Source organism: Lujinxingia vulgaris (assembly GCF_007997005.1).
Classification (GTDB): Bacteria; Myxococcota_A; Bradymonadia; order Bradymonadales; family Bradymonadaceae; genus Lujinxingia.
The window spans coordinates 1-25481 of record NZ_VOSL01000015.1 but is presented as its reverse complement, the minus strand read 5'-3'; the positions used below and the strand labels follow the sequence as shown (position 1 = coordinate 25481).

Genomic DNA, 25481 nt, shown 5'->3' with positions numbered 1-25481 from the left:
ACCATAGCGGCTTGCCCACCGATCGTAAACTCAAGCGCACCGGGCGTGAACCCTTTGATCTTCTGGCCTGCGATCTGCATATATGGCACACACGTGCGGCGCACCGGCGCACCATGCCAGAGACTTTACCCATCGCCGGTGCAACTCTACTCCATCTGTTCCCCGGCAGGATACGTATGAAGGTGCTGCTCAAACTTTTTCTGACAGGCATCGTGCTCATCTCGGGGGGATGCAGCGACTTTGTCGAAAACCTCTGCCGCTACGACGCCGACTGCCAGTCGACGCAGTACTGCATCGATCTTCAATGCGTGGACGCCTGCACCGATGACGACGCATGCGCCGAGGGCCGCCGCTGCCTGAGCTACCAGCGCAGCGGTGAGGTTGAACCCGTCGACGCCTGCCTCATCGATGATCGGGTGCCCTCCGACGTGCAGTGCTCCAGCGATGAACAATGCCGCGAGGAGCTCAACAGCACACAGGTTTTCTGCGGACTCGACGGGCGCTGCGCCTACCGCGTCGACGACAGCGATGCAGGCGTCAGCGAAGACACCTCCATCGGTGAGGACGCCTCTATCACGGAAGACGCGAGCCACGACCCCGACCTTTCGATCGCCCTGCTCATTGAGCAGAGCGCAGCGGCGTCCGAACCAGGCGACGACGCGGGCACGGGCGACGACGCGGGCTTTGATACCGGCGGCGAAGATACGGGCCTGGACCCGGTCGCCCCCGACGTTGCGCCGGTCCGCATCGGCGCGGTGATCGCGCGCAGCCCCTCGGGCAGCGCCGAGGCCTACGGGCGCATTGTACGCGTGGACACCCCGCAGGACTCCCAGGCCGAGCCCTACCTCCAGCCGGCCCCGGTGGCGCTGGACGAGAGCGAGATGTGCATCAAGGAGGCCGCTCAGGCGCGCTACAGCTCGCTGGGCGGCCCGGGCGGCTGGATGCTGGTGGAGTTTGTCGACGGCTACGGCGATCGCATCTCGCCGCGCGCCGATTGGAGCGTGGAGATCTTTGCCGAGAGCCCGATCTGCCCGCTGGGCCATGAGCTAGAGCAGCCCTCGGATCTTCCGGCCGGTGCCTACCGCGCCACCCTCTGCTCGGGCGAGCCCGGGCGGCTCGACATCGATCGCGATTGCGGCGCGCCGGCGGTTGAGGCGCAACAGGGCTTCACTGAATTTGTGGTGACTCTGTGAGTCTCATCGTATATAACGCGCACCGTTAGCAGCAGCGACGGAGCCAGGTGGCGGGTAGGTTGAAGCGAAGCCGCTTGCGCCAGGCAGCTCGCGCATGTGTCTTTTTTGAAGTGCTGGTGTGAATTGGCAAGAAGGTTGCAAGACATCTTGGCGTGAGACCATCGGGTCTCTCGGAGAAGAGGTCTTCGACTCAAACCCCATGAAAAGGAAGTGATTATGGACATCAAGCGTAATGTAGCGGGATTGTTTTTTGTGGCGGTCGGCGGCCTGGGTCTGCTGGCGGCATGTGGTGAGATCGACTCGGAAGAGTCTTGCACCTTCGACGACGATTGCACCGGCGGTCAGGTCTGCGATTTGACGGTTTGCGTCGACACCTGCGAAACCAACGAAGACTGCTCCGGCACCGACGAGTGCGTCGCTCGCCCCGGTGGCGCCGAAGGCATGGTCTGCCGCGCGGCTGAAGAGCCCGGTGATGACTGCCGCGACGCCGACTTCGCTGGCTGCGCCGACGATCTGATCTGTGATGAGTTCACCGGTGACTGCGTGGAGCCCGGCCAGGAGACCCCCGAGTACTACACCGTGCGCATCAACGATGTGACCGACGTGGAAGCCCCGGACCGCTGCGACGACACCACCTATGGCTACGGCACCGCCGGCGCCAAGGTCATGTACGTGCAGCTTCAGGACTCCACCGGCGCCGTGATCGCCTACGGTACCGCCGTGGGTGATGACATCGCCGCAGGCTCCGACTTCATCAACACCTTCGACGTCATCGACGGCGCTGCTCCCAACCTGGTGGACCAGTGCCCGGCCGATGAGGCGTTTGTGCGTGGCGATAATGGCAACGACATCACCACCAACTTCACCGACCAGACCGTGGTGGCCCTGGGTTGCGGCGGCTCGCTCTACGTGCAGTTCGAAGACGAGAACGGCGACCTGATCCTCCTCGACGAGAGCCACACCATCACCGTCGGTGAGTTCGGTCCGGCCTGCAATGACACCGCGCAGACCGAAGCGGACTACTACGACGTCTACATCTGCACCGACGCTGGCAGCAACGTCTCCACCCCGGACAACTGCGATGAAGTTCCGCTCAACGCCGAAGCGATGACCGGCGTGCTGGGCACCGACGTCGTGCTTCCGGAAGTGGCCGAGTAAATCGCATCGTTTTGATGTGACGCCTCGACGCGTGAGGTAAGAGGACGGGCCGCCATCGACGACGATGGCGGCCCGTTTTTTATGTGGAGCCTGTGCGATGAAACGACCTCTCATCACTCGCCATCATGCGATGGCTGCTGTGGCCGCCCTGACGCTGCTTCTCATCGCGGGATGTGGTCCCGAGGACGAAGAGACGCCCCTGTGCCGCAGCGACTACGAATGCGAGGCGGGGAATGTGTGTGAGCCTTCGGGCTGCCAGCGGGCGTGCGCGGACAACTCGGATTGCCGGGTGGGACAGCGCTGCGCCCTGCGCCGGGTGGAGGAGGGGCTGGTCTGCACGCGAGTTGGCGCAGGAGGGTGAGCGGAGGCGTCTCGCCCTCCCCTGGATGTTTGCGCCGGGAACATCGTGACGCGGCGCGCGCTAGTCCTCGCTGGACGCGCCGCCGAAGAGCGCTTTGAGACGCAGCGACGCGGACTCCCCGCTGGCGGAGAGGGCTTCGGAGAGGTCTCTGAGGCTTGCGCGCAGCGCGCCCGGGGCGGGCCAGCCGGAGCGCCGGCGGCCGAGGAGGTTGTCGGCGTAGAGCCTGGCGCAGAGCTGGCGGCGCACCTTGCCCGAGGCGGTCTTGGGCACCGAGCGCGGCGGCAGATGCATCAGCCGCACCGGGTGCACATCGAGGTGGGCGGCGAGCAGCGCGTTGATGCGATGGTCGAGCTCTTCGGCGTCGGCGCCGGTCTGAACCTCAAAGGCCACCACCACGCGGTCTTCTTCGCCGTGGTCCGGCGCAGCGAAGATCGCCGTGCTGCCAGAGCGCACTCCATCGACCGAGTCGACAAAGAGCTCGACCTCTTCGGGGAAGATCAGGCGTTCACCCTGCGCCGCTTCAATGCAGTCGGAGCGGCGACTCACAAAGAAGAGATCCCCATCGGCCAGATAACCCAGATCACCTGTGAGCAACCAGCCCTCATGATGGCGTGTGGGTTGAACTTCGGAGGCGTCGCGTTGGGTCGCCTCCACGTAGCCCGCCATCACCGTGGGTCCCTTGATGGCGACCTCGCCAAGGCATCGCTCGGGGAGCTCGTTGCCCTGCGTATCGATCACGCAGAGCTCCACCGGATCGAGGGGGCGACCGACCGAGACGACGTGCATCCGCTCGTAAGGTGAGGGCGCGCCGGCCTCGGGCAGAGGCTCAGCGCGACGCTCCCACTCCAGAGTGCGACGGTTGATGCCGTCGATGCGCGGGGCCTGCCCGGCCGGGTGAAACGCGATCCCCAGCGTGGCCTCACTCATGCCGTAGACGGGCATCTGCGCCCAGTTCTGCAGGCCAAACGCCTTAAAACGCTCACGGAAGCGGTGCATATGCTGGGCTCGCACCGGCTCGGAGCCGTTCATCGCGATGCGCCAGGTGGAGAGGTCCAGCCCCTCCAGCGCCGAGCTCTGGCAACGGCGCACGCAGTAGTTGTAGGCGAAGTTCGGCGCCAGGCTCAGCGTGGCGCGATGATCATGGATGGCCCAGAACCAGTCCTCGGGCTGGTCCAGAAAACGCTCCGGGGGCATCAGCACCAGGCGAATATCCCAGTGCATCGCAAAGAACACCGCGCCCACAAGACCCATGATGTTGTCGAGCGGAAGCCAGGAGACCTGCACATCCTTCGACGACGCCTCAATGCGCCGGCCGATGGCCTCCAGCGAGGTGCGCAGGCCGGCGTGGGTGAGCATCACCCCGCGGGGCGCACCGGTGGTGCCGGAGGTGGACTGGATGTAGGCCACCTCATCGGGATCGGGCTGGTAGGCCTCAAAGTCCACGTGGGCGGGCTGGCCGGCGAGCAGGCGTTGAGGGTCGAGCACGTGCTCCAGCGGGTGCGGGGGCCAGACGCCGGGCCACCCGGACTCGGCGCGCACGCCGAGGTCAGCGCAGAGCAGCACGCGCGCATCATAACGACGCGCGATTCGCCGCCAGCGCATCAGGTTGGTGAGCCCCTTGAAGGCGTCGATCTCGCGCGGCCAGGGAAGCGGCACGGGCACCGCGCCGAGCGCGCAGACGCCAAAAAAGCTCATCAACGCATCAAAACAGGTGGGCTGCGCCACCAGCACGCGCTCTGTCGGGGCGACGCCCCGCTCTTTGAGGGCGTGGGCCACGCGGCGCGCGCCGGCCAGAAGTTGGGAGTAGGTCCGAAACTCCTGGGCGCCGCGCTCATCGCGCATGTAGATGCCGCGGGCTGGCGAGCGCTGTGCGCGGGTCTCCAGCAGACCGAAGAGCGAGGGCCAGGCGCGGGTGCGCGCCTGCGCATCATCATAAAAGTCGTGGGCCATAGCGCGGCTCATCATCCAGGTCAAAAGTCGCCGGGCCTGACCGGCCCATCCCCCACGTTTTAGCGCGAAGGCCCCGACGCTGTCGACGCCGGCGCGGGTTGTTGGAAGAAAACGCCTCGGCGCGTATGTTTGCGGTGGTAGGGGAAGCCCGCCCTGGCGGGTCAGGTTAGCTGCGCGCTCCTCCAGGTGCGAACACACCACCGGAGGGCGCCCAACATGTCGCGAGGATCATGATGTCAGCCATCTTATATTTTTTCGTAAGTTTCATCGTGCAGGCCGTCGCGCTCAAAGCGGCGCTCTCGATGGTGGGCCACGGCAACACCTCCAACGCGCTCTCCAAGGCGATCGGCATCTCGCTCTTTTTGAACGTGCTGCTCTTCTTTGTGGGGCTTGTGCCGATTCTGGGCTGGGTGCTCAAACCCCTCATCTGGCTTCTGGTGGTGATGAGTGCCTACAACACGAGCTTTTTCAAGAGTATGGGCGTGGGCGTGGTGCAGGTCTTCTTGCAGTGGGGCATCGCGCTGGTGCTCTCCTGGATCGGGTTTAACATGGCCTTTGCCGGTGTCTGATCGGGCCTCACCGTCCTGATCGCGTGATGTAAAAAAAAGCCGCCGCTCCTCAGGGGAGCGGCGGCTTTTTTTGAGCGTTGCGAGAACTTGAGACGGCTCAGCCTTCGATCTTCTCGCGGGCCATGATCAGCTCATGGATGAACTCGGCGAGCTGGCGACCGATGTAGGCCATGGCGCTGATCTCCTGGCCGGCAAAGGAGCTGGCCCCCTTCTTGTTGATCACCTCGATGGCGCCGTAGACCCGGCCCTCAAACTGAATCGGGGAGCAGGCCAGGCTGGTGGTCTCGTAGCCCAGCGACTCGGAGATCTTTTTGTAGAAGCGCGGGTCTTGATGCACGTCGCTGATCGCCAGGCTGACGCCCTCGCGGGCGCAGAACCCGACGATGCCCTGGCCCATCGGCACGCGGAAGCTCATGATCTCGTCGGCCTTCGGACCTCGGGCCGCGGCGAAGTAGAGCTCGCGACCGTTGACGTCGGCAAAGAGGATGGAGCCGCTCTCGGCGTTGAGCTTCTCCATGACCATGTCCATCACGAAGTTGACGACGTCTTCAAGCGCCATGTTGTTCTCATGGATGGCCTGGATCTCCAGAAACACATCCTCGATGAGGTTGGCGGCGACCTTCTCGTCGGTGCGGCCGATGGTCACCGCGCGGCTCTCGTCGGTCTTGTTGCGCGATTCGCTGATGACCCGGGGCTTCTCCTCGACGTCTTCGCGTTGAAGCGACTCAAAGGTTGAGGAGCTGATGCGCATCTTGCCGTCGTCCGACTGCCACTGCTCCGGTTCGGGCTCGGGTTCCGGCTCGACTTTGGGCTCGACTTTGGGCTCGGGCTTCGGCTCGACTTCGGGCTCAGGCTCCGGTTTGACCTCGACTTTGGGCTCAGGCTCCGGTTTGACCTCGACTTTGGGTTCGGGCTCAGGCTGAGGTTCCGCTTCGGGCTCGGGTTCCGGCTCGGGGCGCGCCAGGGGCTCCATCTTGACGGTGGCCGCCTGGGGAGGCTCGGGCTCGGCGTCGGCCTGAGCCTCGACCTCGCGGATGATGAAGACCCTCTGACTGGTGGCGTCGGTGACGTGAATGGAGTTGTCGCTCTTGATATCGCACATCACGTTGCGAACCATGCCTTCGCCGAGGCGCTCCAGGCCGGTCTTGAGGGCCTGCGTCCAGTTGCTGGCCTCGACCTGAATGGTCACATCGAAGCCATCTTCTTCGGCCGCCGGAATGAACACCTCGTATTGCATCAACGCCTCCTCAAAGGGAAAAGCAAAAGCTCAGATCGTAGAATCGCTTAGAAGTTGTCTCAGGCGGGCTGACGCACGCCGCAGGCGCCATCGCGGCAGCCCCCGTGGGAGTCGCAGTCCTCGGGTTCAAAGCCGTCGACGAAATAGCCCAGCTCCACCAGGTCCGCGGCCTCCACCCAGCGCAGTGTCTGCGGGGCGCCGGAGGTGAGGTTGCAGGAGCAGTGCATGCAGACCTCGACGAGCTCATCGCCCTCCAGGTCGCGTGCAGCCAGCACGGCGCGCTGGCATTGGGGACAGTGACCGACGCGAAAGCCGGGGATCTCGGCGGCGGGTTCCAGAAGTTGTGCGCTCATGAGCAGCTCACGTGTGCGAAGCCATGTGCGGATCGCGCCGCTGCGCGTGGGCGCGCCGGAGCGATCCTGCGAGGCTGCTAACATAGCGCTGCGGAGCGCCGGCGAGCAAGGCGCAATCGGGGGGTAGGCCCGTGGCCAGGGGTGCTCCGGGCGGGCCTATGGCGGGGTGAGACTCAGGGGAGGTCCGGGGGGCCACCGGGCGTCGGCTGACCGCGGCGCGCGGCGCTGGCGAGTCGGTCGACGAGGTCGACGATGATATCGGTGAGCTCCGAGAGCACGTGGGGGTCTGTGCTCATGGCGTCGAGCAGCGCCTCCCGTGCGCCGGGCATCGTCGGTGCGTTCGGGGCGCTGAGCCTGCGATCGATGATGATCTCCAGGCTCTGCCGGGGGAGGTCGGCGGCGCGGGAGGGATCGTGCATGGCAGCGGCGACCAGCGTTGCGAGCGAGGCGGTGGCCGGGTGAGAGGCGATCGGCGCGGGGCCCGGGGCGATATCACCGGCTGACGCCACCCGGGAGGGCTCCGCACCGCTCGGCGGAGCCGCCCCGGCGATCGCCGTGGTGATGCGCTCATGAAGCGAGGCCTCGAATTCATCGAAGGCGCCCGGCTCGGGGGTGGGGGGCAGGTTTGAGATGTTCATACACATCACTCCGGGAGCCCGTGCGCGGCGGCGTGCAGGCGAGGACGACGAAGACGTTTAAGCGCATCATGAGGCCGGTCGGGCCTGGCGGCGCTGCGAAGGTCGGGAGTCACCGGGCGCGCTCCGAAATTGAGTCCGCGGCGCGCACCCGTGTCCCGGTCTCAGGCGATGGGCTGAGGCTCATCGTCGAGGTTGACTTCAAGGGGTTTCGGCAGCTCTTCGGGGGGGATCTGCGACCAGGTCTCTCGGAGCGCGAGCGCGAGCTCGGCGTGGGGGCTCTTCTCCAGGGCCTCCGGGTCGATCTCATCGAGCACACGCCAGGCGCGGCGGTGACGTCCTGCCAGGAAGCAGGCCTCCGCCATGTAGATGCTCGCCAGGATGTCACCGCGATGGGTGCGCTGGACCTGCTGCAGGGTGCGAATGGCCCGGGGAAGTTGGCCGCTGGCGATGAGGATCCCACCTTTTAAGGTGAGCGGCAGCGGGTGATCCGGCAGCAGCACAGCAGCGCGCTCGCAGGCCTCCAGGGCCTCGGCGCAGTGGCCGTAGGTGATGAGCAGGTAGGCGCGCTGCAGCTCCTGGTGGGCCCGGTGGCGGGCATCTTCCGGCGTGGCGATCTCGGGCGGGTAAGTCGAGGGCATGGCAGCTCCGTGGGAGGTCAGGCGTGCATGTTATTGATGGCGGCTTTGGCGGTGTCGTGGCGAACTTTCATCAGGTTGGAGAGGGTGGAGAAGCGGCGGTTGTCGGCCTGCATCTCGGTCTGAAGTTGAAGGTACTGCAGGTTGAAGACCTGGCTCTGCTTCTGCATATCGAACATGCGATCGAGCTGATCGCCCTGCCCTCCGGGGGTCAGGCCGCCGGGGGAGGTGGCTTTGAGCTCGCGCAGGCCGTTGGCGGCCATGCTCACGAGCTGGCCGCCGGGAAAGACCGGGGCGACGGCGGCGACCCCGGCCAGCGCGCCGTCGGCCACTTTGGAGAGCACCTGTCGAAAGCGCCCACCGTTGGGGTTAGCCGTCTGAGCGAGGTCTTGTGAGATGGGCGGGCTCTGGGGGGAACCGATCCCGTTGATGCCGGACATAGAAGCCTCCTTTGTCGATGCGTGAGCGAGTCACGCGTGACCGAATTGCGCGTGGCGAGCGATGCGCCCTGATCCTGTTATCGAAGGTTCTGCGCCGATCTTGCGCGATGACCCCAACTTTTTTTCCAGAGCGAGCGATGGTGCCCGAGCTACCTTGTGGTGATTCGCCGCCGCGGCCTATAATCGGCGGGCAGCGCGGGCTCGCCAGAGCGGGCCGAAATGCTGCCGGCGATCGCCCTGTTCTGCTGACGCGAGAAGATCTCAGAGGCTGCAATGACCCAGAACCGCCTGAAAATTAAAGCGCACTCCCTGGACCTGGAGCTCACCGGGGAGGCTGCCTACGTGGAAGACGCCTACCAGGCGATCCGCTCGGTGGTGCTGCAGCGCTTCTCCCAGACGCTGGAGTCCGACGAGGCCAGCCCCTCTTCGAAGAAGCGCAGCACCACCCAGCCCCTCTACCGCGCCGACGGGGTCAAAGAACGCATCGCGCCGTCTCGGGAGATGGCCGAGAATCACCTTCATCTGGTGGTGTGCAGCGAGCTCTACCACAAGGTCTCGGTGCTGGCGCGACCGGACCTGGCGAAGACGATCTTCGGCAAGGTGATCAGCGCCGAGCGCATCGACCACGTCTACATCGACGAGGACGATCTGCAGCTGCTGGAGCGCCATTTTGACGTCGGCAAGACCTTATGGCGTGAGCTCACCGCCAGCGGACGGGCGGTGGTGCATGGCGAGGGCTCATGAGCCAGGTTGAGATCATCGTGGGGTGCGGCTGGAAGGAGGATGTGCGCTACTTGAGCGCGCTCGATCCTCTTCGGCCGGCCGAGAGCGCGATGAGCCTGCTGGAGATCCGCGACATCATCGACATTGTCGTCGACGGCACCAACCTGACCGCCTCAATCCCTGAAGAGGCGATCTTCGGGGTGGTCGGTGGGCTGCTGGAGGGGCTTGTGGCGCTCTCCCAGGGCACGCGCACCAAGGTGATTTTGGAGTTTCCGCACGAGCCCTGGGAGCTTGTGCTGGTGGCCCGCGATCGTCACCTCTTTGTAAGCGCTTACAGCGTGGGGCGAGAGAAGCAGGTGGTCGCCCGCGATCTCTCGATTGACGCGGCGGCCTTTGTGGGCGCGCTGACCGAGGCGGCCGAGGAACTTCTGCGGGAGCTTTTTGGCATCTCCGAGCGCTTCTCCTCGGAGCGCTACGTGCGCCAACTCAGCCAGTGGTTGGGGGTGCTCAAGCGAGGGCGCCAGCTCAGCTACGGGGCGGCGGTGCCCATTGAGCGCGAACCGCTAGCCGATCGCGCCTCGGCGACCTCCTCGACCGAGGGGCTGACGCTGGGCTACGAGCTGGTCGGCGACGATGCCGGGCTGCGGGGCTACCACGGGGAGCAGGTCTTTGATCTTCACGCGCTGCTCTTCGCGGGCACGCTACGTGCGGAGCTCGGTGATGCGGCGGTGGTGCTCGCGCCGCGCTACCCCTTTCTGGCGATGGGGAGCCTTCTGGAGCGCGCCCGGCAGCTGTTGAGCCACCTGGAGGCGCGCAGTGAGGGGTCTCTGGAGCTGATCGAGCCGCTGCCTCACCTCGACTTCAAGGTCCGCGACGACGGCGCCCGCTGGGAGGTGGAGATCGCCGGGGAGCGCTGGTCGGTGAGCCCGACGGAGTGCCTGGATCGGATACTCAGCCTCGCCGAACTTTTCGTGCAGGATCTGCTGGAGCTCAACCCTCGCCTGGAGCTCAACCAGCGCTTTGTGGATCTGGACGACGAGGTGCAAAACCTCCGGCACTGGCATCGCGATCTCTGTGGCAACGACGTCTACCACGACGCCCCGGAGGCGTACCTTCGAGCCCAGGGGCATATGCAGCCGGAAGATCCCCCGGCTGTCCCGACGCCGGACTTTGCCTGGCCGCTGCGTGAGGTGCATACGCTCTTTCCCAGGGCGCGCTGGGAGTATCGGCGCGCGGGCATGGATCTGAGCACGGCGCGGCTGGTGGGAAGCGGGTTGCTGGTCTCAACGCCGATCAGCACAGTGATGCTCGATGCTCGCAGCGGCCAGGAGCGCTGGGTCTGGGGTGAGGCGCGCTCGCCGGTTGAGGCGCGCTGGCGAGCGCGGGCGGCCGGCCCCTGGGTGGTGGTGGCCGAGGGTCAGGGGCGAGTGCGCTGGCTCGATGCAGCGAGCGGAGCGCCGACCGGGAGCGTGGCGCTGGGCACCGGCTTTGGGGCGATCCATGAGGTGGCCTACTACCCGGCGGAGCGACTTCTGGTGGTAGCCAGCGACCAGGGAAAGATGGCCTGCGTCGACCTGGACAGGCAGGTGGTGCGCTGGCGTTTTGCGGTGGGCCCGGCGCGTTTTAGCGCGCTGATCTTTGATGGGCCGCTGATCTGCGCGCGCACCACCGAGGGGCAGCTGATCGCGCTGAGCCCAAGCCAGGGTCAGGTGCTCTGGCGGGTGCGTATCGGCGGGCACTCCGAGAACGGGGTGATGGTTCATCAGGGACGCTATTATGCGGTGACCCACGACACCCACCATCGCGGCTCGACGGTGCACGCCTGCTACCCCTTTACCGGGCGCTCGGTCTGGCAGGTGCGCCTGGCGGGGTGGGTCTGCGGAGCGCCGAGCTTCATCGACCAGTGGATGGTCGTGCCGGTGGAGCGTCACGGGCAGGTCTCGCTCTGCGGCATCGCCCTGGAGGCGGTGCAGCCGCAGGTCAGCTGGCGCATCGACCTTCTCAGCGCGGGGCTCTACGAACCGACGCCGGCGCTCGCTGTCGAACTGGAGGGGCAGTGGCACGGGATCGTGCGCACCGATCGCGGGGAGACGACCTGCTTCCGCGTAGCCGGTGGGGAGGTGCGCTGGCAGGCGATGCCCGCGCGCGAGAAGTTGTTGCTCTACGGCAACCTCGAGCTCTTCACGATTGGCGAGGCGCTGATCAGCGTGGGTGAAGACGTCATGGTGCGCGATCTGCGCAGCGGCCGACGCCTACACACCTTTGAGGCGATGGAGAGCCCGGAGCAGGCCCTGCTCTGCGCGCCCTTTCAACTCATCCTTGGCGAGCAAGCCACCGAGCATGGTGAAGAGGACGTGCTGGCCGCCTGGAGCGTGGACCACTTTATGGCCGTGCTCGAGGGCGGCGGGGGCTGATCGCCTCCGAGCGCCTCACCCGGTGCGATTGATTTAGATCCCGAAGAAGAGGCGCTTGGCGAAGTCGCTGGAGAGCTCCGACTCGAAGATCTTTCGGGCGGCTTCGCGGATGTCGTACTCCACGCGGTGGAAGGTGAAGGTGCGCGCTTCGGTATCGTAGACGCCGTAGCAGGCGCGGTTGTCGTTATCGCGGGGCTGCCCCACGCTGCCGACGGTGACGATGTACTTGCGGCCTTCTTCAAAGGTGATCGTGGGACCGAAGACCTCGACCGCGCCGTCTTCCGGGTGCAGGCTAAACGACTTGGTCAGGTGCGAGTGACCGATGAAGGTGATCTCGTTGAGCTCGTCCCAGTGTTCAATGAGCTGGTTGGCCTGCTGCAGGTTGAAGACGTATTCGAAGTCTTCTTTGTTGATGGGCGAGCCGTGGCAGAAGCAGAGGTTATCCCAATCTTCGCGGTAGGGGAGCGTGCGCAGCCACTCGTGGTGTGTCTCTTCGAGCTTGTTGGCGTGCCAGTCCAACGCGTTGCGCGCAGCGTCATAGTAGTAGGCGTAGTTCATGCGCCCACAGACCGCCGCGTCGTGGTTGCCCAGTATGGTGACCTCGGCCAGCTCGCGCACGACCTCACAGCAGGCGTTGGGCTCGGCGCCGTAGCCGACGACGTCGCCCAGACAGACGTACGTATCGATGGGCGGCTCGTGGGCCTTGTAGGCCTCCACGACCGGGTTGAGGGCGTCGATGTTGGCGTGGACGTCGCTGAAGATTCCGATGAGCATGCGTGGACCGCGTCTGGCTGATGATTAAGCGGGGCGCCGGTGTGGGGGGCGCAGAGGTCCCCCCACTATGGAGCCGGGGCGCCGGGAAGTAAACGAAGGAGTGACCGGGGGTTAACCGGCCAGCTGGCGCGCGCGTTTGGCGGCGCGGCGCAGATGTTTGCTGCGGTCGCTGGAGAGGGCATCGAGCGTGCCGGGGCGAGCCGCGTCGAGATGAGCGAGCGCGAGCGCGAGGTGCTCATCTTCCGGACTGGACTTAATCGCCCGAGAGAGCGGGTCAACCAGGGCGTCACCAAAACCGGCCAGGGCGCTGGCGAGCTCGGCCGGGTTGCCACGCTGATGTTCATCGCCCAGCGCTTTAAGGAGCGCGTCGACGGCGTCGGTGTGCTCCCCTTTCACCAGCGTGCGCGCGATGATCAGCGTCGCAGCCGCGCCGGCGGTGGGCAAGAGGTTGGAGAGGTGCGCGGTGAGACGTTCGGCGCGCGCCTCCAGAAAGCGCGCCAGCGCGTCGCGCTCGGCGCTGCTCATCTTCTCGCTCTCTTCGAGCACATCGCTTAAGGCGTCGGGGGAGAAGCGCTCCACAAGCACCTGCGCGACCTCCAGGCGTCCGGCCGGATCGCTCAGGCGCGACTGAAGATCGCTGCGTTTGGCCTTCTCCATCGCCGGTAGATCTTCGATCAGCGCGGTGTCGACCAGGAAGTAGGTGGTGCCGCTGGCCGAGACGGTGTGCTCGATGATCAGCTCGTCGAGATCGACTTCGGACTCTTCGACGATCTCCAGAACCTCGTCATCATCGAGGTCGATGGCCTCGGCCTCCACGCTGTCGTCTTCGGCGTCGAGCATCTCCTCGTAGTCCTGCGCGCGCTTAAGGCTGAGCTCGGCCAGCTCCAGCACGTCGGGCTCCGGGGTCACACCGTGGCTCTGGGCGAGTTGAATGAGGGCGTCCCAGTTCTCCCACTGCTGGATGGGGTCAAGGTCGTTGGGCCGCACGCCGACGCAGAGTTCGGCGAAGCTCGCCAGCAGGCGCTGGGTCAGGCTGATGCGGTCGGTGATGATGGACTCATCGATGGCCACCTGCTGGAGCTCATCGCCCAGCGCGATGCCCCAGTTAAGGGCCTGACGCGCGACGCGTTTCTGGATCTCGCGGAAGTGCGAGAGGGGGAAGGCGCGGTTGCCAACGAGGTAGGCGACCTGCTCGGAGCGCGACCAGTAGCCGACCACACCCGCAGCGAGCATCGCTTCGGAGGCGCTGTCGATGCGCGAGAAACGACCGTCGACAAAGGGGTGGCGCATCTGCCCGACAAGCTCGACCTCACCCAGCGCGATGGCCGCGCGGGCCTCGGAGTCGTCGCCGTTGAAGGCCTCGCGCCAGGCGCGGGCCCGCTCCCGAGCCCAGGCGATGTTCGCGGCGATGGGCGCCCCGCCCTCCCAGGAGATCGCGGGGCTGCCAGCCTCACCGTACACCACCAGGCTGACGTGCTGATCGCGCGCCAGGGTATCGAGGATGGCACGTTCGTGCTCCTCGACATCGGCCAGCGGCGCGCTGACCGCGTCCAGAAGATCGCCGGAGGCGTCGAAGGCCGCCAGCGTCAGCGCCATCACCGGCACGCCATCAACATCATGAAGTTGAAAGAAGAAGCGAACATCGGGGGCGTCGTCAAAGGTGGCGACGCGCTCATCGCTGAGCGAATAGCCCACCTGCACCAGATCGGAGGTCTCGCGCACGAAGACGAGCTCACCGCCGGCCGCCGCGTCGAAGTCTTCGGGACGCTCGGCGGGCGTGGCGCGCACGAGCTGGTGACGTGCGGGCTCGGGGCGACGGGCGCGCTCGGAGCCTGTGTCGCGCAGCCCACTTGCCCCGGGGGGCGTGGGCGCGGTGGAGGGGTTCATCACCTCGATAAACTGATCGTCGGTCACGACCTGGGTGGCCTCTTCGGCGTTGGAGGCCTGGGCGCCCTGCTCCAGGCGCAGCCGCTCCTGCTCCAGGTTGAGCTCCTGGACCTGCAGGGCGCGGCGGGCCTCTTCGAGCATGGCGCGCTCTTCTTCCAGGCGCGTGCGCTCCTCTTCCAGACGCGCGCGGGTCTCCTGGACGCGCTCGCTGTCGCGCTCGACGCGGGAGGCGACCTCGTTGAGCTGCTCGCGGTCACGGGCGATCGCTTCCTGCTCTTCTTCAAAGCCGCTCTTCGAGCTCTCCAGCTCGCGCTGCGCCCGCTCAAGCTCGGCGCGGGCCTCATCGAGGCTCTCGCGCTGGCCCGCGAGCTCAGACTTAAGCGCCTCGAGCTCCGCCTTGAGGGCTACTTCGGCTTCGGAGGGGCCGGCTTCGGGGATCGCGGTGATCACCGTGGCCTCACCCACCTCCGAGCTGTCTTGAGGCGTCGGCGCTTGCGCCTGACCGGCCTCGGCGGCGCGGTCAGCGGCCTCTTCCAACGCGATGAGACGCGCCGGCTCAAAGATCGTGTGGAAGTTGCGCACGTAGTTCGGCAGCACCTCGCGCTCGCGCGCAAGCTCTTCGAGCAGCGCGCTCCGCCGCTTGAACTCTTCGTGGCGAAGCGTTTCGGGGATCACCAGCACAAAGAGGCGACGCTTCTCGTCGTGGTAGATCACCGAGATCGCCAGATCGTAGATGCGCCCGTCATCAAAGGGGCACTCCACCACGTTGAGTGTCCCGTCGATCAGGCGCTGACGAAGCTCCGGGTGCGTCTGGGTGTTGATCCCGGTATACACGCTGGCCGGAAAGACCGGCCCGGCGGCGCTGCTGATAAGTACCGAGGTCTGCGCTGTGCGTCCCAGGTGACCTTGATAAGGTGCCTGAGCGCCGTCTTGATGTTCCATGGACGTGCCTCGCCAGAGTGCGTCAAACGCGTAAAAAGAAAGAGGTTCGTGACCGGTCGTGCTGCATACCACGGGATTTTGGCGACCTTCAAGCCTTGAGATCGTCGCCGGCCGGTCGCAACTTTTTCTCAAGCTCCGAGATGTTGGATCGATCTTTGCTCTATATCGAGGGCAACGGCGCGACGATGCGTCACCTGCCCCGACGAGACACCATGCGTTCCTCACTTTCCCATAGACTTCTTCGACTCGCCCTGGCGAGCGTTGCGGCCCTGATGTTGTGGTCTGGCGCGGCGATGGGGCAAGATCTTCCCGAGGCGCAGCAGGGCTGGGAGCGCACCCGAAGCTCGGTGGAAGAGGCCCGTCAGAGATTGGAGCGTGCGCTCGGCGAGTATCAGAAATCTGTAGAGCGCCTCGAAAAGTTGAAAGCCGAGGAGGCGCGGGGTCGGGCCAGCCGGCGACAACTCGAAGACGCGCTGCGCCGCAGCCACGCGCTCGTCGAGGGGGTGCGGGAGCGCCAGATCACACTTTTGACCCGCCAGGCTGAGTTGGAGCGCGCCAGGGAGCAGCTTCTCAACGCCCTCTCAGCGCGCCGCGTCGAGCTGGAGCAAAGCGTCGCCCGCAGCTCCGGTGCCGAGCAGCTCGCGCTGATCGAGGAGCTCAACGCGCTCAGCCGCTTGCAGTCGCAGATGCGCGAGACAGCCCCCGGTGTGGACCCCGAGCGCGTAGAGCAGGTGCTCGCCGATGCCCGGCTAGTCGAGGGGGGGCACCCCCGTGATCTGCTCGCGGTCGCCGACGAGCTCGAAGACACCGAGGCTCAGCTCCGCGAGCGCCTGACCACCGTGGAGGCCCGGCTCAGCGAGCTGGAGCGCTCGCGCGATCTGATGCGCCGCGCGCGCGACTTCTCCACGCGGGAGCGCTTCTTCGAAGAGAACGACCGCGCTCGCGCCATCGCTCGTCAGGAGCGCAGCGTCGCCGGCGACGAGCCCGCCCGCGGCGACCAGGGCGACGTGCCCGTCACCGAGGACGCCTCCGATCCGGAGTCGCAGCCCGGCGCCCCCTCCGAAGACTTTGAGGGCGCCGAGGGCGACCCCAACATGGGAGGTGACTTCGACTCCCCGGACCCCGACCCCACCCCGGAGCCCTCGCCCGGCAACGGCTTTGAGCCCACCACCGAGCGCGTGCTCATCGAGAGCCTCGTCGACCCGGAGCAGATCGACCAGGGCGCTCCCGCCCTGAGTGAAGGGCAAACCGAGCGCAGCGTGCGCGCGCTGCGCCGGGAGCGTGAGCGCCTGGAGACCCAGGTTGAAGAGCTACGTGAGCGCGCGCGCCAACTTCGCGAAGAGGCCGAAGACGCCTGGCGTTGAGGCCCCCCGATCGGGCCTGCCATTCTCGGTTGCCTGCACCCCGGGGGGCACTTATATTGCGCCCCGTCTGCGTTATCTCTGAAAACCGACCAATGGAGCGCTGAGCCATGGCTGATAAGAACACCCCGCGCGAAGAAGAAGAAAAGTACATCCAGCAACAGGAACGCGAGAAGCTGGCGCGTCTTCGCCGCGAGAAGCAACTCGAGGCCATTCGCCAGCAGGAGCGCGAAGCGATCGCCGCCTCGCTTAACACCCGCGAAGACGTGGCCGCCGAGGCCATGGAGCTGGGGTTTGACGCGGAAACCGCTCGCGTGCTGCCGCTGGTTCCCCTGATTCAGATGGCCTGGGCCGACGGCAGCATCTCTACCGCCGAGGGCGATAAAGTTCAGGAGCTGGCCCGTCGCTTCGGCATCGCCGAGGGAAGCGCCGCCAGTAACTTTTTGCTGATGCTCCTCGAAGAGCAGCCCACCGATCTCTTCTTCAGCCGCGCGAACACCGTCATCGCGCACCTGATCGACGAAGATCCCGATGGCGAGATGGGCCAGAACGTCATGGACTGGAGCAAGGCAGTGGCCGCCGCCTCCGGCGGCTTCTTCGGGTTGACCAACCCCATCAATAAAGAAGAGAGCGCCTTGCTCGACGACTTCGCGCGACTCTTCGGCGTGAAGAGCTAAGCACGCCGAAGACGCCTGCGGCGTCCCTAAAGTATCGAGAAGCGCCGGTCTTCCCTGCGAGGACCGGCGCTTTCTTGTCTGCGGACCGAGGTTAAAAACGCCCGACGACGCTCAACGCGAGCTGATCGTTGGCCGACCACACCCCGCCGAGACTCAGCGTCTCGGCCGGATCGGGTCCGGCAAAGAGGTTGGCGCTCAGCCGGGCGCGCGCCGCGCCGATGATGGGACGCTCCAGGGCGATCTGCGCGATCACATCGCCCGGGGCCAGCGAGGCCATCGCCCCGCCCTGCACATCGATCTTCCAGAGACCGGTCCCCCAGTTCAGCGCACCGGCCACCCCGTAGTAGCCCCCCTCAAAGAGCAGCAGGCGCGCGTCGGTGCTGCCGCCCTCCCCGGCCTCATGAAAGAGGCGCTGCACTGCGCTGTCACCCGCAAAAGGGTGCAGCCAGAAGCCCTCGAGCGTCAGCGCCAGCGCGCGCTCATCGCTCAACAAACGCTCATACGAGAGCCCCAGCGCCGCAAAGACGCTGGCGCGGGTCACCGGCTCAAAGTCGGTGGTGTAAAAGATGCGCCCGGGCGAAAAGGCCACATCGGCGCGCACCCCGATCGGGCCGATGTAGCGCGCCGCGTCGGCCACCAGAGTCAGACGGCGCTGGAACTCCGCGCTCAACAGGGTCTCCCCGGCTTCCGCTTTGGCCGAGATCCTCTGGGAGATGGCGACCGTCTCCGGGTTTCGGGCCGTAAAACCAATGAAGTCGAAGTCGGCAAAGAACTGCCCGTCTTCGGCGATGATGCGAAGCAGCTCACGAACATCGTCATCGAGGATGATCTTCGGGGTGCGGTCCCAGCCGTAAAAAGCCCCCAGCCCCAGGTCGGTGTTGGCCAGCGTGGTCGTCGCCCGCAGCCCCGCGCTCATGTTGGCGGGGGTGGCCATCGGGCGGCGAGTGGCCTGCAGCAAAGGCTGCGCCTGAGGCCAGACCGAGGGATCGAGAAGATCCTGCGCGAGCAGCACAAAGGGCAGCTGCTCGGCGATAAAGGGGTTCTGCCGGCTGGCCAGCGCGGTGTCCTGCCCGAAGAGCGCGACCTCGTTGGCCTTGAAAAAAGGCACCACGAGCGCGTTCAAAGTCCATGATTCAAACGCGTAGGATGCCTCGGCTGTGAGCTGAGGGAGCGTCGCACCAAAGGCCCCGGCGCTGCCCGGTGCGCGCAGATCGGTGGGGTTGATCACGTCGCCGGGGCGCGTGATGTCGGTGCTTCCCCAGGGAGTACGCAGGTTTCCGAAGGCCAAACGCCAGCGATCTTTGCGCCAGAGGATGTAGGCCTCATCGAGCGCGACTTCATCGTAGGCGCGCCAGGGGCCGCCGGAGGGGCGCGCGGCGCGGTGTGAGGCGCGCGCGCCGATCACCGCACGCAGGTTAGCCGACGCATCGTGCGTGATCGTCAGGCCGAGTTCGGTGGAGGTCTCTAAAAGATCTTCGCCGGGCGCGTCGCTGGCCAGGTCAATGAAGAGGCCAGTGCCAGCGATGAGGGTCAACTCGGTGTTTTGAAATGCAGAGTTGGCGCTTGAACTCAGGGGCTCTCGGAGCGCCGGCGCTCCGCCTGTCTCATCCTCAAATCCCTGGTTCTCGGGATCAAAAAGTACCTCTCCTCCCCCGGAGCTTTGCTCGGATGCCTCGTCGTGTGCGTCGCCCCCGGGAGGGCGGGTCTCATCCTCAAAGGCCGGGTTCTCCGGGTCGTAGAGGATTTCCTGGGCCGCCGCGCTCGAGATACCCCCCAGCGCGAGCGCCCCGCCAAGCGCGATCCCCACCCACCACCGGCGTACCTCCGGGCATCTCACCGACCCAGGTCCTCACGGCTGAAGACCGACTCGGGGAGCTCCACGTTCGGGTCGAGTGCGTTGATGACGATCGTCGTATAGCCCCCCTGTTCCGAGCGCAGCGTCATCTGCTCGATGTAGCTTCGTCCACCCTCGGTCGTGTTGAGCTTTTCGCTAAAGAGCGTCTTCTCCAACTCGCCGTCTTTGCCAAAGAAGCGGGTGCGCATGGGAATCTGATCCTCTTTGCGCAGGTAGGTGACCACACGGCTGTAGTCGCTGGCCGCGGCGTCGGTGGGGCGAGCCTCCACGACGTACACAGGAGTCTGACCGATGGTCTCGTCGGGGAGGCGGCGGTAGGTCGCCTCGCGAAGATCGCGGCTCTCCAGATCGGCAAAGGTGAAGTGCGTGCCAAGAAACGCGCCCCGCTTCTGTCGCCCCTCCACCCGGCGGGTCACATTGAAGGCGGGCACGTACATCCAGACGTCATCCTGACCTTCGGCCTGCTCGATGAAGAGGAAGGACTGACCGCGGACCTCCGGCGGATCGGTAAGCTCCACCCGGGTCGCGCCCCGATCATCGGCGCGGCGAGAGCGAACATCGAGGCGGCGCTCCCGCCGCTCCCCGGCACGGTCGTAGACGATCAGCGTGATCTGCGCGCGGCCGGAATCAAACCCCAGCGCGTTGCGCTCAATCGCCTGGTCAATCAGCTCCTGCGCACTCGGCTCGCCGCCTTCCTGCGCGGAGGCGGTGAGGGCCAGGCTCATAACAAGAAGCGCTGCGCTAAGCGCGAAGAGGTGTCGGATCGGTGCTAAGCCAGCCATCATCACTCCCAGATAAGTTCGCTCACGGCCTGGACGAACATCGCCCTCTAGCCGGCGGGTTTGGTGCCCTCTTCGACGTCGTCATCCTGATAGGCGTTCAAAAACTCCTGCTCCAGGGCGTCTTGAAGTTCGTGACGCTCCAGCTTCTCGGCAAGCTCTTCGGGGCTTAAGTCGACGAGCTGCTCCAGGATATGCAGGCGGTTGGAGAGGCTGTCGATATGGTCGAGAAGATCGCGCACGATGCGCTGGATCGGGTCGGGGAGACGATCGTGATCGAGGTCCGGCGGCCCCACGCTCTTGCGCTCCTCACGTGAGACCACACGCCCCGGGATGCCCACCACCGTGGCGCAGGCCTCCACATCTTTGACCACCACCGAACCGCTGCCAACGCGCGCACCGTCGCCGATGGTCACCGCCCCCAGGATGCAGGCGTTGGAGCCAATCGTCACCCCTTTGCCGATGGTGGGGTGGCGTTTGGTGCGCTTAAGGCTCGTGCCGCCGAGCACCACGCCTTTGTAGATCAGGCAATCGTCGCCCACCACCGAGGTCTCCCCGATCACCACGCCCATGCCGTGATCGATAAAGACCCGGCGGCCGATGACCGCCCCGGGGTGAATCTCCACCCCGGTGAGATGACGGCTGTAGTGGCTGAGGATACGCGCGCCCAGGTGGTGGCCGCGCCCCCAGAGGCGATGGGAGAGGCGGTGCATCCAGAGCGCGTGCAGGCCCGGGTAGGTGGTGACCACCTCGGCCAGCGTGCGCGCGGCCGGATCGCCGCGACGCACCGCCTGGATATCTTCGATGGCGTCTTTAAAAAATCCCAGCACGCCTCGGCGCTCGTTGCCCGGGGGGCTGGCGCTGAGCCGGGGATGAGGGCGTTTCAACTTCATGATGGTGTCCTGCCGGCGGTTGAGCCACGGGGGCGACCGGCGTCAAAGCTCACGGAAAAGAGGCGTGGAGAGGTAGCGCTCGCCAGTGTCGCAGAGCATCGTCACGATGCGCTTACCCGCAAACTCCGGGCGGCGCCCCACACGGATCGCCGCAGCCACGTTGGCCCCGGCGCTGATGCCCACCAGAAGACCCTCCTCACAGGCCAGGCGCCGCGCCATCTCGAAGGCCTCGTCATCCTCGACGGTGAGGACCTCGTCGATGAGCGCCTCCTCGTAGATGTCGGGCACAAAGCCCGCGCCGATGCCCTGCACTTTATGCGGCCCGGCCACCCCGCCGGAGAGCACCGGGCTTCCGGCAGGCTCCACGGCGATGGCTTTAAAGTGAGGATTTTTCTGCTTCAGTGTGCGCGTGACCCCGGTGATGGTACCCCCGGTGCCCACGCCGGTGACGATGGCGTCGATGCGCCCCTCGCAGTCGGCCCAGATCTCGTCGGCGGTGGTCTCGGCGTGAATCTGCGGGTTGGCAGAGTTCTGAAACTGCTGAAGCATGATCGCCCCCGGGGTCGACTCGACCATCTGTCGGGCCTCCTCGACTGCCCCCTGCATCCCCAGCGAGCCGGGGGTGAGCACAAGCTCGGCCCCCAGCGCCTTGAGCAGCGTGCGCCGCTCCAGGCTCATGGTGTCGGGCATCGTCAGCACGAGCTTGTAGCCCTTTGAGGCGCACACAAAGGCAAGCGCGATTCCGGTGTTGCCGCTGGTCGGCTCCACAATGAGACCGCCCGGCTTGAGCGCCCCGCGCGCCTCGGCGTCGGCGACCATCGCCGCGCCGATGCGATCTTTGACGCTGCCCAGCGGATTAAAAAACTCCGCCTTACCCACGATCTCCGCCGGGCAGTCGCCGACAACTTTATTCAGCCGAATCAGCGGGGTTTTCCCCACCAGATCGACGATGCTCTCGTAAATCGTCATAACGTGTTCGCGCGCCGATCAGCGCGCCTCCTCGATGGCAGGGGTTGTGGCGTAGCCGGGAAGACAGCTCAAGATCTCCAGGGCCGCCTCATAGCGACCGAAGGGGGGCATGATATAAGCACCGGCCACCCGGGAGCCTACCGCCTCCAGCGTCTCCTGGGCGATGCGCACGCCTTCGGCGCGCGCGGCCTGCCCGGTGCCGGCAGCGCGCATGCGCTCGCGCACCTCCAGCGGCACGGCCATCCCCGGCACCTCGTTGTGCAGAAACTCCGCGTTGCGCGCGCTGGCCAGGGGAAGGAGCCCCACCAGCACCGGAAGATCCAGGTACTCAATGTCGGCCAGGAAACGATCGAGCACCGCCGGATCGTAGACCGGCTGGGTCATCACAAAACGGGCCCCTGCGCTCTTCTTGAGCTCCAGGCGGCGCAGCTCCCGCTCGTAATCGGCGGCGGCCGGCTCGGCCCCACACGCGCAATAGAACGCGGTGGCATCACCCACGGGCTTGCCCGCCGGATCGACGCCGCGGTTGAAGTTATCGATCATGCGCAGGATGCCCACGCTATCCAGGTCGAAGACCGCTGTGGCGTGCGGATAGTCGCCCACCTTGGGAGGATCTCCGGTGATCACCACAAGGTTGCGCAGATCGAGGGCCTCAAAGCCCAGCACATCCGACTGCAACCCGAGCAGGTTTCGATCGCGGCCGCAGAGGTGCAAAATCACCTCGATATCGAGCGACTCCTGCAACATCCGCCCCAGCGCCCAGTTGGCCATACGCACCGAGGCGCGCGGGCCATCGGCGATGTTGATGACATCGACGCCCCCCTCAATGAGCATGCGCGCGGCCTCAATGGCGCGATCGGCGCGCAGCCCCGAGGGCGGGTTCACCTCCACGCTCACCACGAAGTTCTCGCGGCTCACAGGCTCACCGGCCGCCCGGGAGCGATGCGCCGCCTCGATCTTCTCGGCCAGCCGGGTGGGCGCCTTCTGACTCTTCGCAAGCTCCGGCTCGACCTCCTCACGGGGCAAACGCGCGGCGCTGACCTCCACGCTGGCGCGCCCCCCGCCGAGCATGCGCGCGGCCGCTGAGACCTGACGAATATGCTCCGGGCCGGTCCCGCAACATCCCCCCACCAGGCGCACCCCGGCCTTAAAAAAGCGCCGCGCGTACACGCCAAAATATTCGGGCGTCGCCATATAAACGAGGCGCTCATCGACCTTGCGCGGATACCCGGCGTTGGGCTGGGCGCTCACCGGAAGCCCGCAGCTGAGCATGTCCACGACCACGTCGTAGAGCACGTGCGGGCCCTCCATGCAGTTCGCGCCCACCACGTCGGCCCCCCAGTCGGCCAGCAGCATCGCCACCCGCTCAGGGTCGGCCCCGTCGCCGGTGCGACGCTCCCCGTCAAAGCTCATCTGGGCGATCACCGGCAGATCGCAGACCTCGCGCGCCGCCTCCAGGGCCATGCGCACCTCGGCCAGCTGGCGAAAGGTCTCGAGCACGATCACATCGACCCCGCCCTCGGCCAGCGCCGTGATCTGCTCGCGAAACGCCTGGCGCATCTCCTCGAGCTCCTGCTCAGTGAGCATCGTCGGGGTGCGGCCGGTCGGCCCCACCGACCCGGCCACCAGGGCCAGATCGCCGGCGACCTCCCGGGCGATGCGCGCCCCGGCGCTCGCGATCTCGGCCGCACGCTCCTCCAACCCGTGGCGTCTGAGCTTGATGCGGTTCGACGAGAAGGTGTTTGTCGTGATCACCTCAGCGCCCGCGCTCAAATACTCGGCGTGCACCGCAGCCACCAGGTCCGGCCGTGAGAGGTTCGCGTCATCAAAGGACTTATTGATGTAGATGCCGCGTTCGTAGAGTTGCGTACCGATCGCGCCGTCAAAGACCACGGGACCGGCAGCGAGCGCCTTTAAAAAGGGTGATTGCATCTGGATTTGACTCACATCACTGGCTTACGTTACGGACTGCGCGATCTGCGCCCGGCACTATAGTCGAGAAGCGCCCCGGGCTCCATGCCCCCAACCTCCCCTCCCTGCCCCAGACCTAAGTTATGATCGTCGAGCTGGTTAAAGAGTTTCGTTTTGAGGCCGCCCACCGCCTCCCCAACGTGCCCGAAGGGCATAAGTGCCAGCGTCTGCATGGCCACTCCTACCGCGTCACGGTCACGGTGCGCGGGGAGGTCGACCCACAGATGGGCTGGCTTCTGGACTATGGGGATATTAAAGCGGCCGTAAAGCCGCTGATCGTCGAGCAGCTCGATCACTACTACCTCAACGAGATCGAGGGCCTCGAAAACCCCACCTCCGAGGTGCTCGCCGGCTGGATGTGGGAGCGCATCAAGCCTGTGCTGCCGCAGCTGCACAGCCTGCAGATCCACGAGACCTGCGAGTCGAGCTGCATCTACCGCGGCGAGTAAGGGGACCCGGGACCTCGGGGACGCTCGGCAAACACCTGCTCATCATGGGCCGGGTTTGCCAGCTCCCAGCTCCAGGTGTCGGGATCAACCTGCGCAGGCCCCTCCAGCCGCAGCGAGCCGTCTTCGCCAAGATCCCGTAAATCCAGGCGCAGCGCCGGTTTCTCGGACTCATCGCTGAGCTGATGGGCGATGCCGTGCACGATCTCCTCGCGCCGCGCCCCCATGATCAGCGCGATGGCCAGGCCCAGAGAGCCGGTGCCCATCGTCAGCAGAAACGCCAGCTCATAGGAAAACCCGGGGGCGAAGATCACCGCCAGCACACACGCCACGGTCAGCGCGGCCAGCCCCGCTGCACCCAGCAGACGGCTCTGCACCCCGCGTGTGGCCAGGCGCGGGTCGATGGGCGCAGGCTCGTAGACCTGGCTTGCCGGAAAGTCACGCCGATGCAAACGACGACGCTTGCGACGTGCGGTCACCGTGTCGCGTCGATCCCTCCAGCGTCCTTGTTTTCTGCGTGCCATCTCCAACCGCGCTGCAAGCTCGAAGAACGAGACCTCCTGAATTGAAGCCGCCGTCGCCATCGCCGCATTCCCCCCGCCTGCGCGCTCAAAGCCCGGTGGCCCTGCGCTCGCGATCCTATCAAACATCGGCCCAAGACGCATGATCCCCATCTCCCCGGCCCCCGCAGCCCGGACACCTCTGATAGTAAGCACCTGAAATCATTTACGAATCACGCAACCCCGGGAATAATTATGCTCTGAGCGGATAATTTTTGCAGAAACCCGTTGACACCCCGGGGGGGCAGCTGTAGATATAGCTTCCGTTTCGGGGGAAACCCCAAAAACGGAACAGCCGGAGACACCAAGCTCCGGTGGTGGTTTGACTCTCAACCACGGTTGATTGTTGAACATGTTGGGCCGTTAGCTCAGTTGGTAGAGCAGCAGACTTTTAATCTGCGGGTCGGTGGTTCGAGCCCACCACGGCTCACGTCCCCTTCGTCTAGAGGCCTAGGACACCGGCCTTTCACGCCGGCGACACGGGTTCGAATCCCGTAGGGGACGCTCGGTCACACCGCTTCATCGTGACCACGTAGTAGCACATAGCAGGATCGTCAGCCCTTTAAGGGCTGATTGTCCCCTTCGTCTAGAGGCCTAGGACACCGGCCTTTCACGCCGGCGACACGGGTTCGAATCCCGTAGGGGACGCTCAAGAAACCGACTCATGCACATGAGTCGGTTTTTTTGTTTCTTGCC

At 65.8% G+C, this 25481-nt stretch carries 23 protein-coding genes and 3 tRNA genes; 12 read left to right on the top strand and 14 right to left on the bottom strand.

The window, feature by feature from the left end; genetic code table 11:
- Nucleotides 1–176: 176 nt before the first annotated feature.
- The 3 genes from FRC96_RS03515 to FRC96_RS03505 all read left to right on the top strand — a co-directional run bounded on the left by FRC96_RS03515 (nucleotide 177) and on the right by FRC96_RS03505 (nucleotide 2712).
- A complete protein-coding gene (locus FRC96_RS03515) occupies nucleotides 177–1193 on the top strand; it encodes a hypothetical protein (protein WP_146972739.1) in 1017 nt (338 codons plus the stop codon).
- A 216-nt stretch (nucleotides 1194–1409) separates the two neighbouring features.
- Nucleotides 1410–2351 carry a hypothetical protein gene (locus FRC96_RS03510; protein WP_146972737.1) on the top strand — a complete coding sequence of 314 codons (942 nt, stop codon included), beginning with the start codon at nucleotides 1410–1412 and terminating at the stop codon, nucleotides 2349–2351.
- A 97-nt stretch (nucleotides 2352–2448) separates the two neighbouring features.
- The gene (locus FRC96_RS03505; protein ID WP_146972735.1) at nucleotides 2449–2712 is read left to right on the top strand and encodes a hypothetical protein; all 264 of its coding nucleotides are present in this window, start codon (nucleotides 2449–2451) and stop codon (nucleotides 2710–2712) included.
- Nucleotides 2713–2772: 60 nt separating this feature from the next.
- On the opposite strand, the gene FRC96_RS03500 is transcribed toward FRC96_RS03505, so the two are convergent.
- Nucleotides 2773–4662, bottom strand: a complete 1890-nt coding sequence (locus FRC96_RS03500) for an AMP-binding protein (RefSeq protein WP_230469829.1) — start codon at nucleotides 4660–4662, stop codon at nucleotides 2773–2775.
- Nucleotides 4663–4895: 233 nt separating this feature from the next.
- Here FRC96_RS03500 and FRC96_RS03495 point away from each other — a divergent pair, with 233 nt between their 5' ends.
- A complete protein-coding gene (locus tag FRC96_RS03495) occupies nucleotides 4896–5231 on the top strand; it encodes a hypothetical protein (RefSeq protein ID WP_146972731.1) in 336 nt (111 codons plus the stop codon).
- Between the two features lie 97 nt (nucleotides 5232–5328).
- On the opposite strand, the gene FRC96_RS03490 is transcribed toward FRC96_RS03495, so the two are convergent.
- From FRC96_RS03490 to FRC96_RS03470, 5 genes are all read right to left on the bottom strand, one after another.
- Entirely contained in the window at nucleotides 5329–6468 is a 1140-nt protein-coding gene (locus FRC96_RS03490; protein WP_146972729.1) for a GAF domain-containing protein, read from the bottom strand.
- Nucleotides 6469–6527: 59 nt separating this feature from the next.
- Nucleotides 6528–6821, bottom strand: a complete 294-nt coding sequence (locus FRC96_RS03485) for a hypothetical protein (RefSeq protein ID WP_146972724.1) — start codon at nucleotides 6819–6821, stop codon at nucleotides 6528–6530.
- A gap of 173 nt (nucleotides 6822–6994) precedes the next feature.
- Nucleotides 6995–7459 (bottom strand): hypothetical protein, encoded by a 465-nt coding sequence (locus FRC96_RS03480; protein ID WP_146972722.1) that lies wholly within the window; start codon nucleotides 7457–7459, stop codon nucleotides 6995–6997.
- A gap of 161 nt (nucleotides 7460–7620) precedes the next feature.
- Nucleotides 7621–8097, bottom strand: coding sequence for a tetratricopeptide repeat protein (locus FRC96_RS03475; protein WP_146972720.1), 477 nt, complete (start codon nucleotides 8095–8097; stop codon nucleotides 7621–7623).
- A gap of 17 nt (nucleotides 8098–8114) precedes the next feature.
- Entirely contained in the window at nucleotides 8115–8534 is a 420-nt protein-coding gene (locus FRC96_RS03470) for a hypothetical protein (RefSeq protein WP_146972719.1), read from the bottom strand.
- Between the two features lie 273 nt (nucleotides 8535–8807).
- On the opposite strand from FRC96_RS03470, the gene FRC96_RS03465 reads away from it, so the two are divergent.
- Together FRC96_RS03465 and FRC96_RS03460 are read left to right on the top strand one after the other, a co-directional pair.
- A complete protein-coding gene (locus tag FRC96_RS03465; RefSeq protein ID WP_146972717.1) occupies nucleotides 8808–9278 on the top strand; it encodes a hypothetical protein in 471 nt (156 codons plus the stop codon).
- Nucleotides 9275–11671, top strand: coding sequence for a PQQ-binding-like beta-propeller repeat protein (locus FRC96_RS03460; protein ID WP_146972715.1), 2397 nt, complete (start codon nucleotides 9275–9277; stop codon nucleotides 11669–11671). The genes FRC96_RS03465 and FRC96_RS03460 overlap by 4 nt, the downstream gene beginning before the upstream one ends.
- A gap of 33 nt (nucleotides 11672–11704) precedes the next feature.
- On the opposite strand, the gene FRC96_RS03455 is transcribed toward FRC96_RS03460, so the two are convergent.
- The gene (locus tag FRC96_RS03455) at nucleotides 11705–12445 is read right to left on the bottom strand and encodes a metallophosphoesterase family protein (RefSeq protein WP_146972714.1); all 741 of its coding nucleotides are present in this window, start codon (nucleotides 12443–12445) and stop codon (nucleotides 11705–11707) included.
- A gap of 111 nt (nucleotides 12446–12556) precedes the next feature.
- Nucleotides 12557–15274 (bottom strand): CpXC domain-containing protein, encoded by a 2718-nt coding sequence (locus tag FRC96_RS03450; RefSeq protein ID WP_146972712.1) that lies wholly within the window; start codon nucleotides 15272–15274, stop codon nucleotides 12557–12559.
- A gap of 212 nt (nucleotides 15275–15486) precedes the next feature.
- Between FRC96_RS03450 and FRC96_RS03445 the strand changes: the two genes are divergently transcribed.
- Nucleotides 15487–16638, top strand: a complete 1152-nt coding sequence (locus FRC96_RS03445; RefSeq protein ID WP_146972710.1) for a hypothetical protein — start codon at nucleotides 15487–15489, stop codon at nucleotides 16636–16638.
- A gap of 107 nt (nucleotides 16639–16745) precedes the next feature.
- A complete protein-coding gene (locus FRC96_RS03440; protein WP_146972709.1) occupies nucleotides 16746–17312 on the top strand; it encodes a hypothetical protein in 567 nt (188 codons plus the stop codon).
- A gap of 91 nt (nucleotides 17313–17403) precedes the next feature.
- Here FRC96_RS03440 and FRC96_RS03435 read toward each other — a convergent pair whose 3' ends face one another.
- From FRC96_RS03435 to FRC96_RS03415, 5 genes are read right to left on the bottom strand one after another with little or no spacing between them, the layout of a single operon-like run.
- On the bottom strand, nucleotides 17404–19149 hold the full coding sequence (locus FRC96_RS03435) for a hypothetical protein (protein WP_146972707.1): 1746 nt from the start codon (nucleotides 19147–19149) through the stop codon (nucleotides 17404–17406).
- Nucleotides 19146–19949 (bottom strand): outer membrane lipoprotein-sorting protein, encoded by an 804-nt coding sequence (locus FRC96_RS03430; RefSeq protein ID WP_230469828.1) that lies wholly within the window; start codon nucleotides 19947–19949, stop codon nucleotides 19146–19148. Before FRC96_RS03430 ends, FRC96_RS03435 begins: the two co-directional genes overlap by 4 nt.
- 47 nt (nucleotides 19950–19996) lie before the next feature.
- Nucleotides 19997–20839: a serine O-acetyltransferase gene (gene cysE, locus FRC96_RS03425; RefSeq protein WP_146972704.1), complete on the bottom strand. Its 843-nt coding sequence runs from the start codon at nucleotides 20837–20839 to the stop codon at nucleotides 19997–19999.
- Between the two features lie 42 nt (nucleotides 20840–20881).
- A complete protein-coding gene (cysK, locus tag FRC96_RS03420; protein WP_146972703.1) occupies nucleotides 20882–21808 on the bottom strand; it encodes a cysteine synthase A in 927 nt (308 codons plus the stop codon).
- An 18-nt stretch (nucleotides 21809–21826) separates the two neighbouring features.
- Complete coding sequence (locus FRC96_RS03415; protein WP_230469827.1) at nucleotides 21827–23740, bottom strand: bifunctional homocysteine S-methyltransferase/methylenetetrahydrofolate reductase; 1914 nt, start codon at nucleotides 23738–23740, stop codon at nucleotides 21827–21829.
- A gap of 122 nt (nucleotides 23741–23862) precedes the next feature.
- Between FRC96_RS03415 and queD the strand changes: the two genes are divergently transcribed.
- A complete protein-coding gene (gene queD, locus FRC96_RS03410; protein ID WP_146972699.1) occupies nucleotides 23863–24228 on the top strand; it encodes a 6-carboxytetrahydropterin synthase QueD in 366 nt (121 codons plus the stop codon).
- Here the strand turns inward: queD and FRC96_RS03405 are convergent.
- Complete coding sequence (locus tag FRC96_RS03405) at nucleotides 24213–24704, bottom strand: hypothetical protein (protein ID WP_146972698.1); 492 nt, start codon at nucleotides 24702–24704, stop codon at nucleotides 24213–24215. The genes queD and FRC96_RS03405 overlap by 16 nt on opposite strands.
- A 438-nt stretch (nucleotides 24705–25142) precedes the next feature.
- On the opposite strand from FRC96_RS03405, the gene FRC96_RS03400 reads away from it, so the two are divergent.
- From FRC96_RS03400 to FRC96_RS03390, 3 genes are all read left to right on the top strand, one after another.
- Nucleotides 25143–25215: transfer RNA gene (locus tag FRC96_RS03400), tRNA-Lys, on the top strand.
- A 1-nt stretch (nucleotide 25216) separates the two neighbouring features.
- Nucleotides 25217–25289: transfer RNA gene (locus FRC96_RS03395), tRNA-Glu, on the top strand.
- Between the two features lie 71 nt (nucleotides 25290–25360).
- Nucleotides 25361–25433, top strand: a tRNA-Glu gene (locus FRC96_RS03390).
- Nucleotides 25434–25481 lie beyond the last annotated feature (48 nt).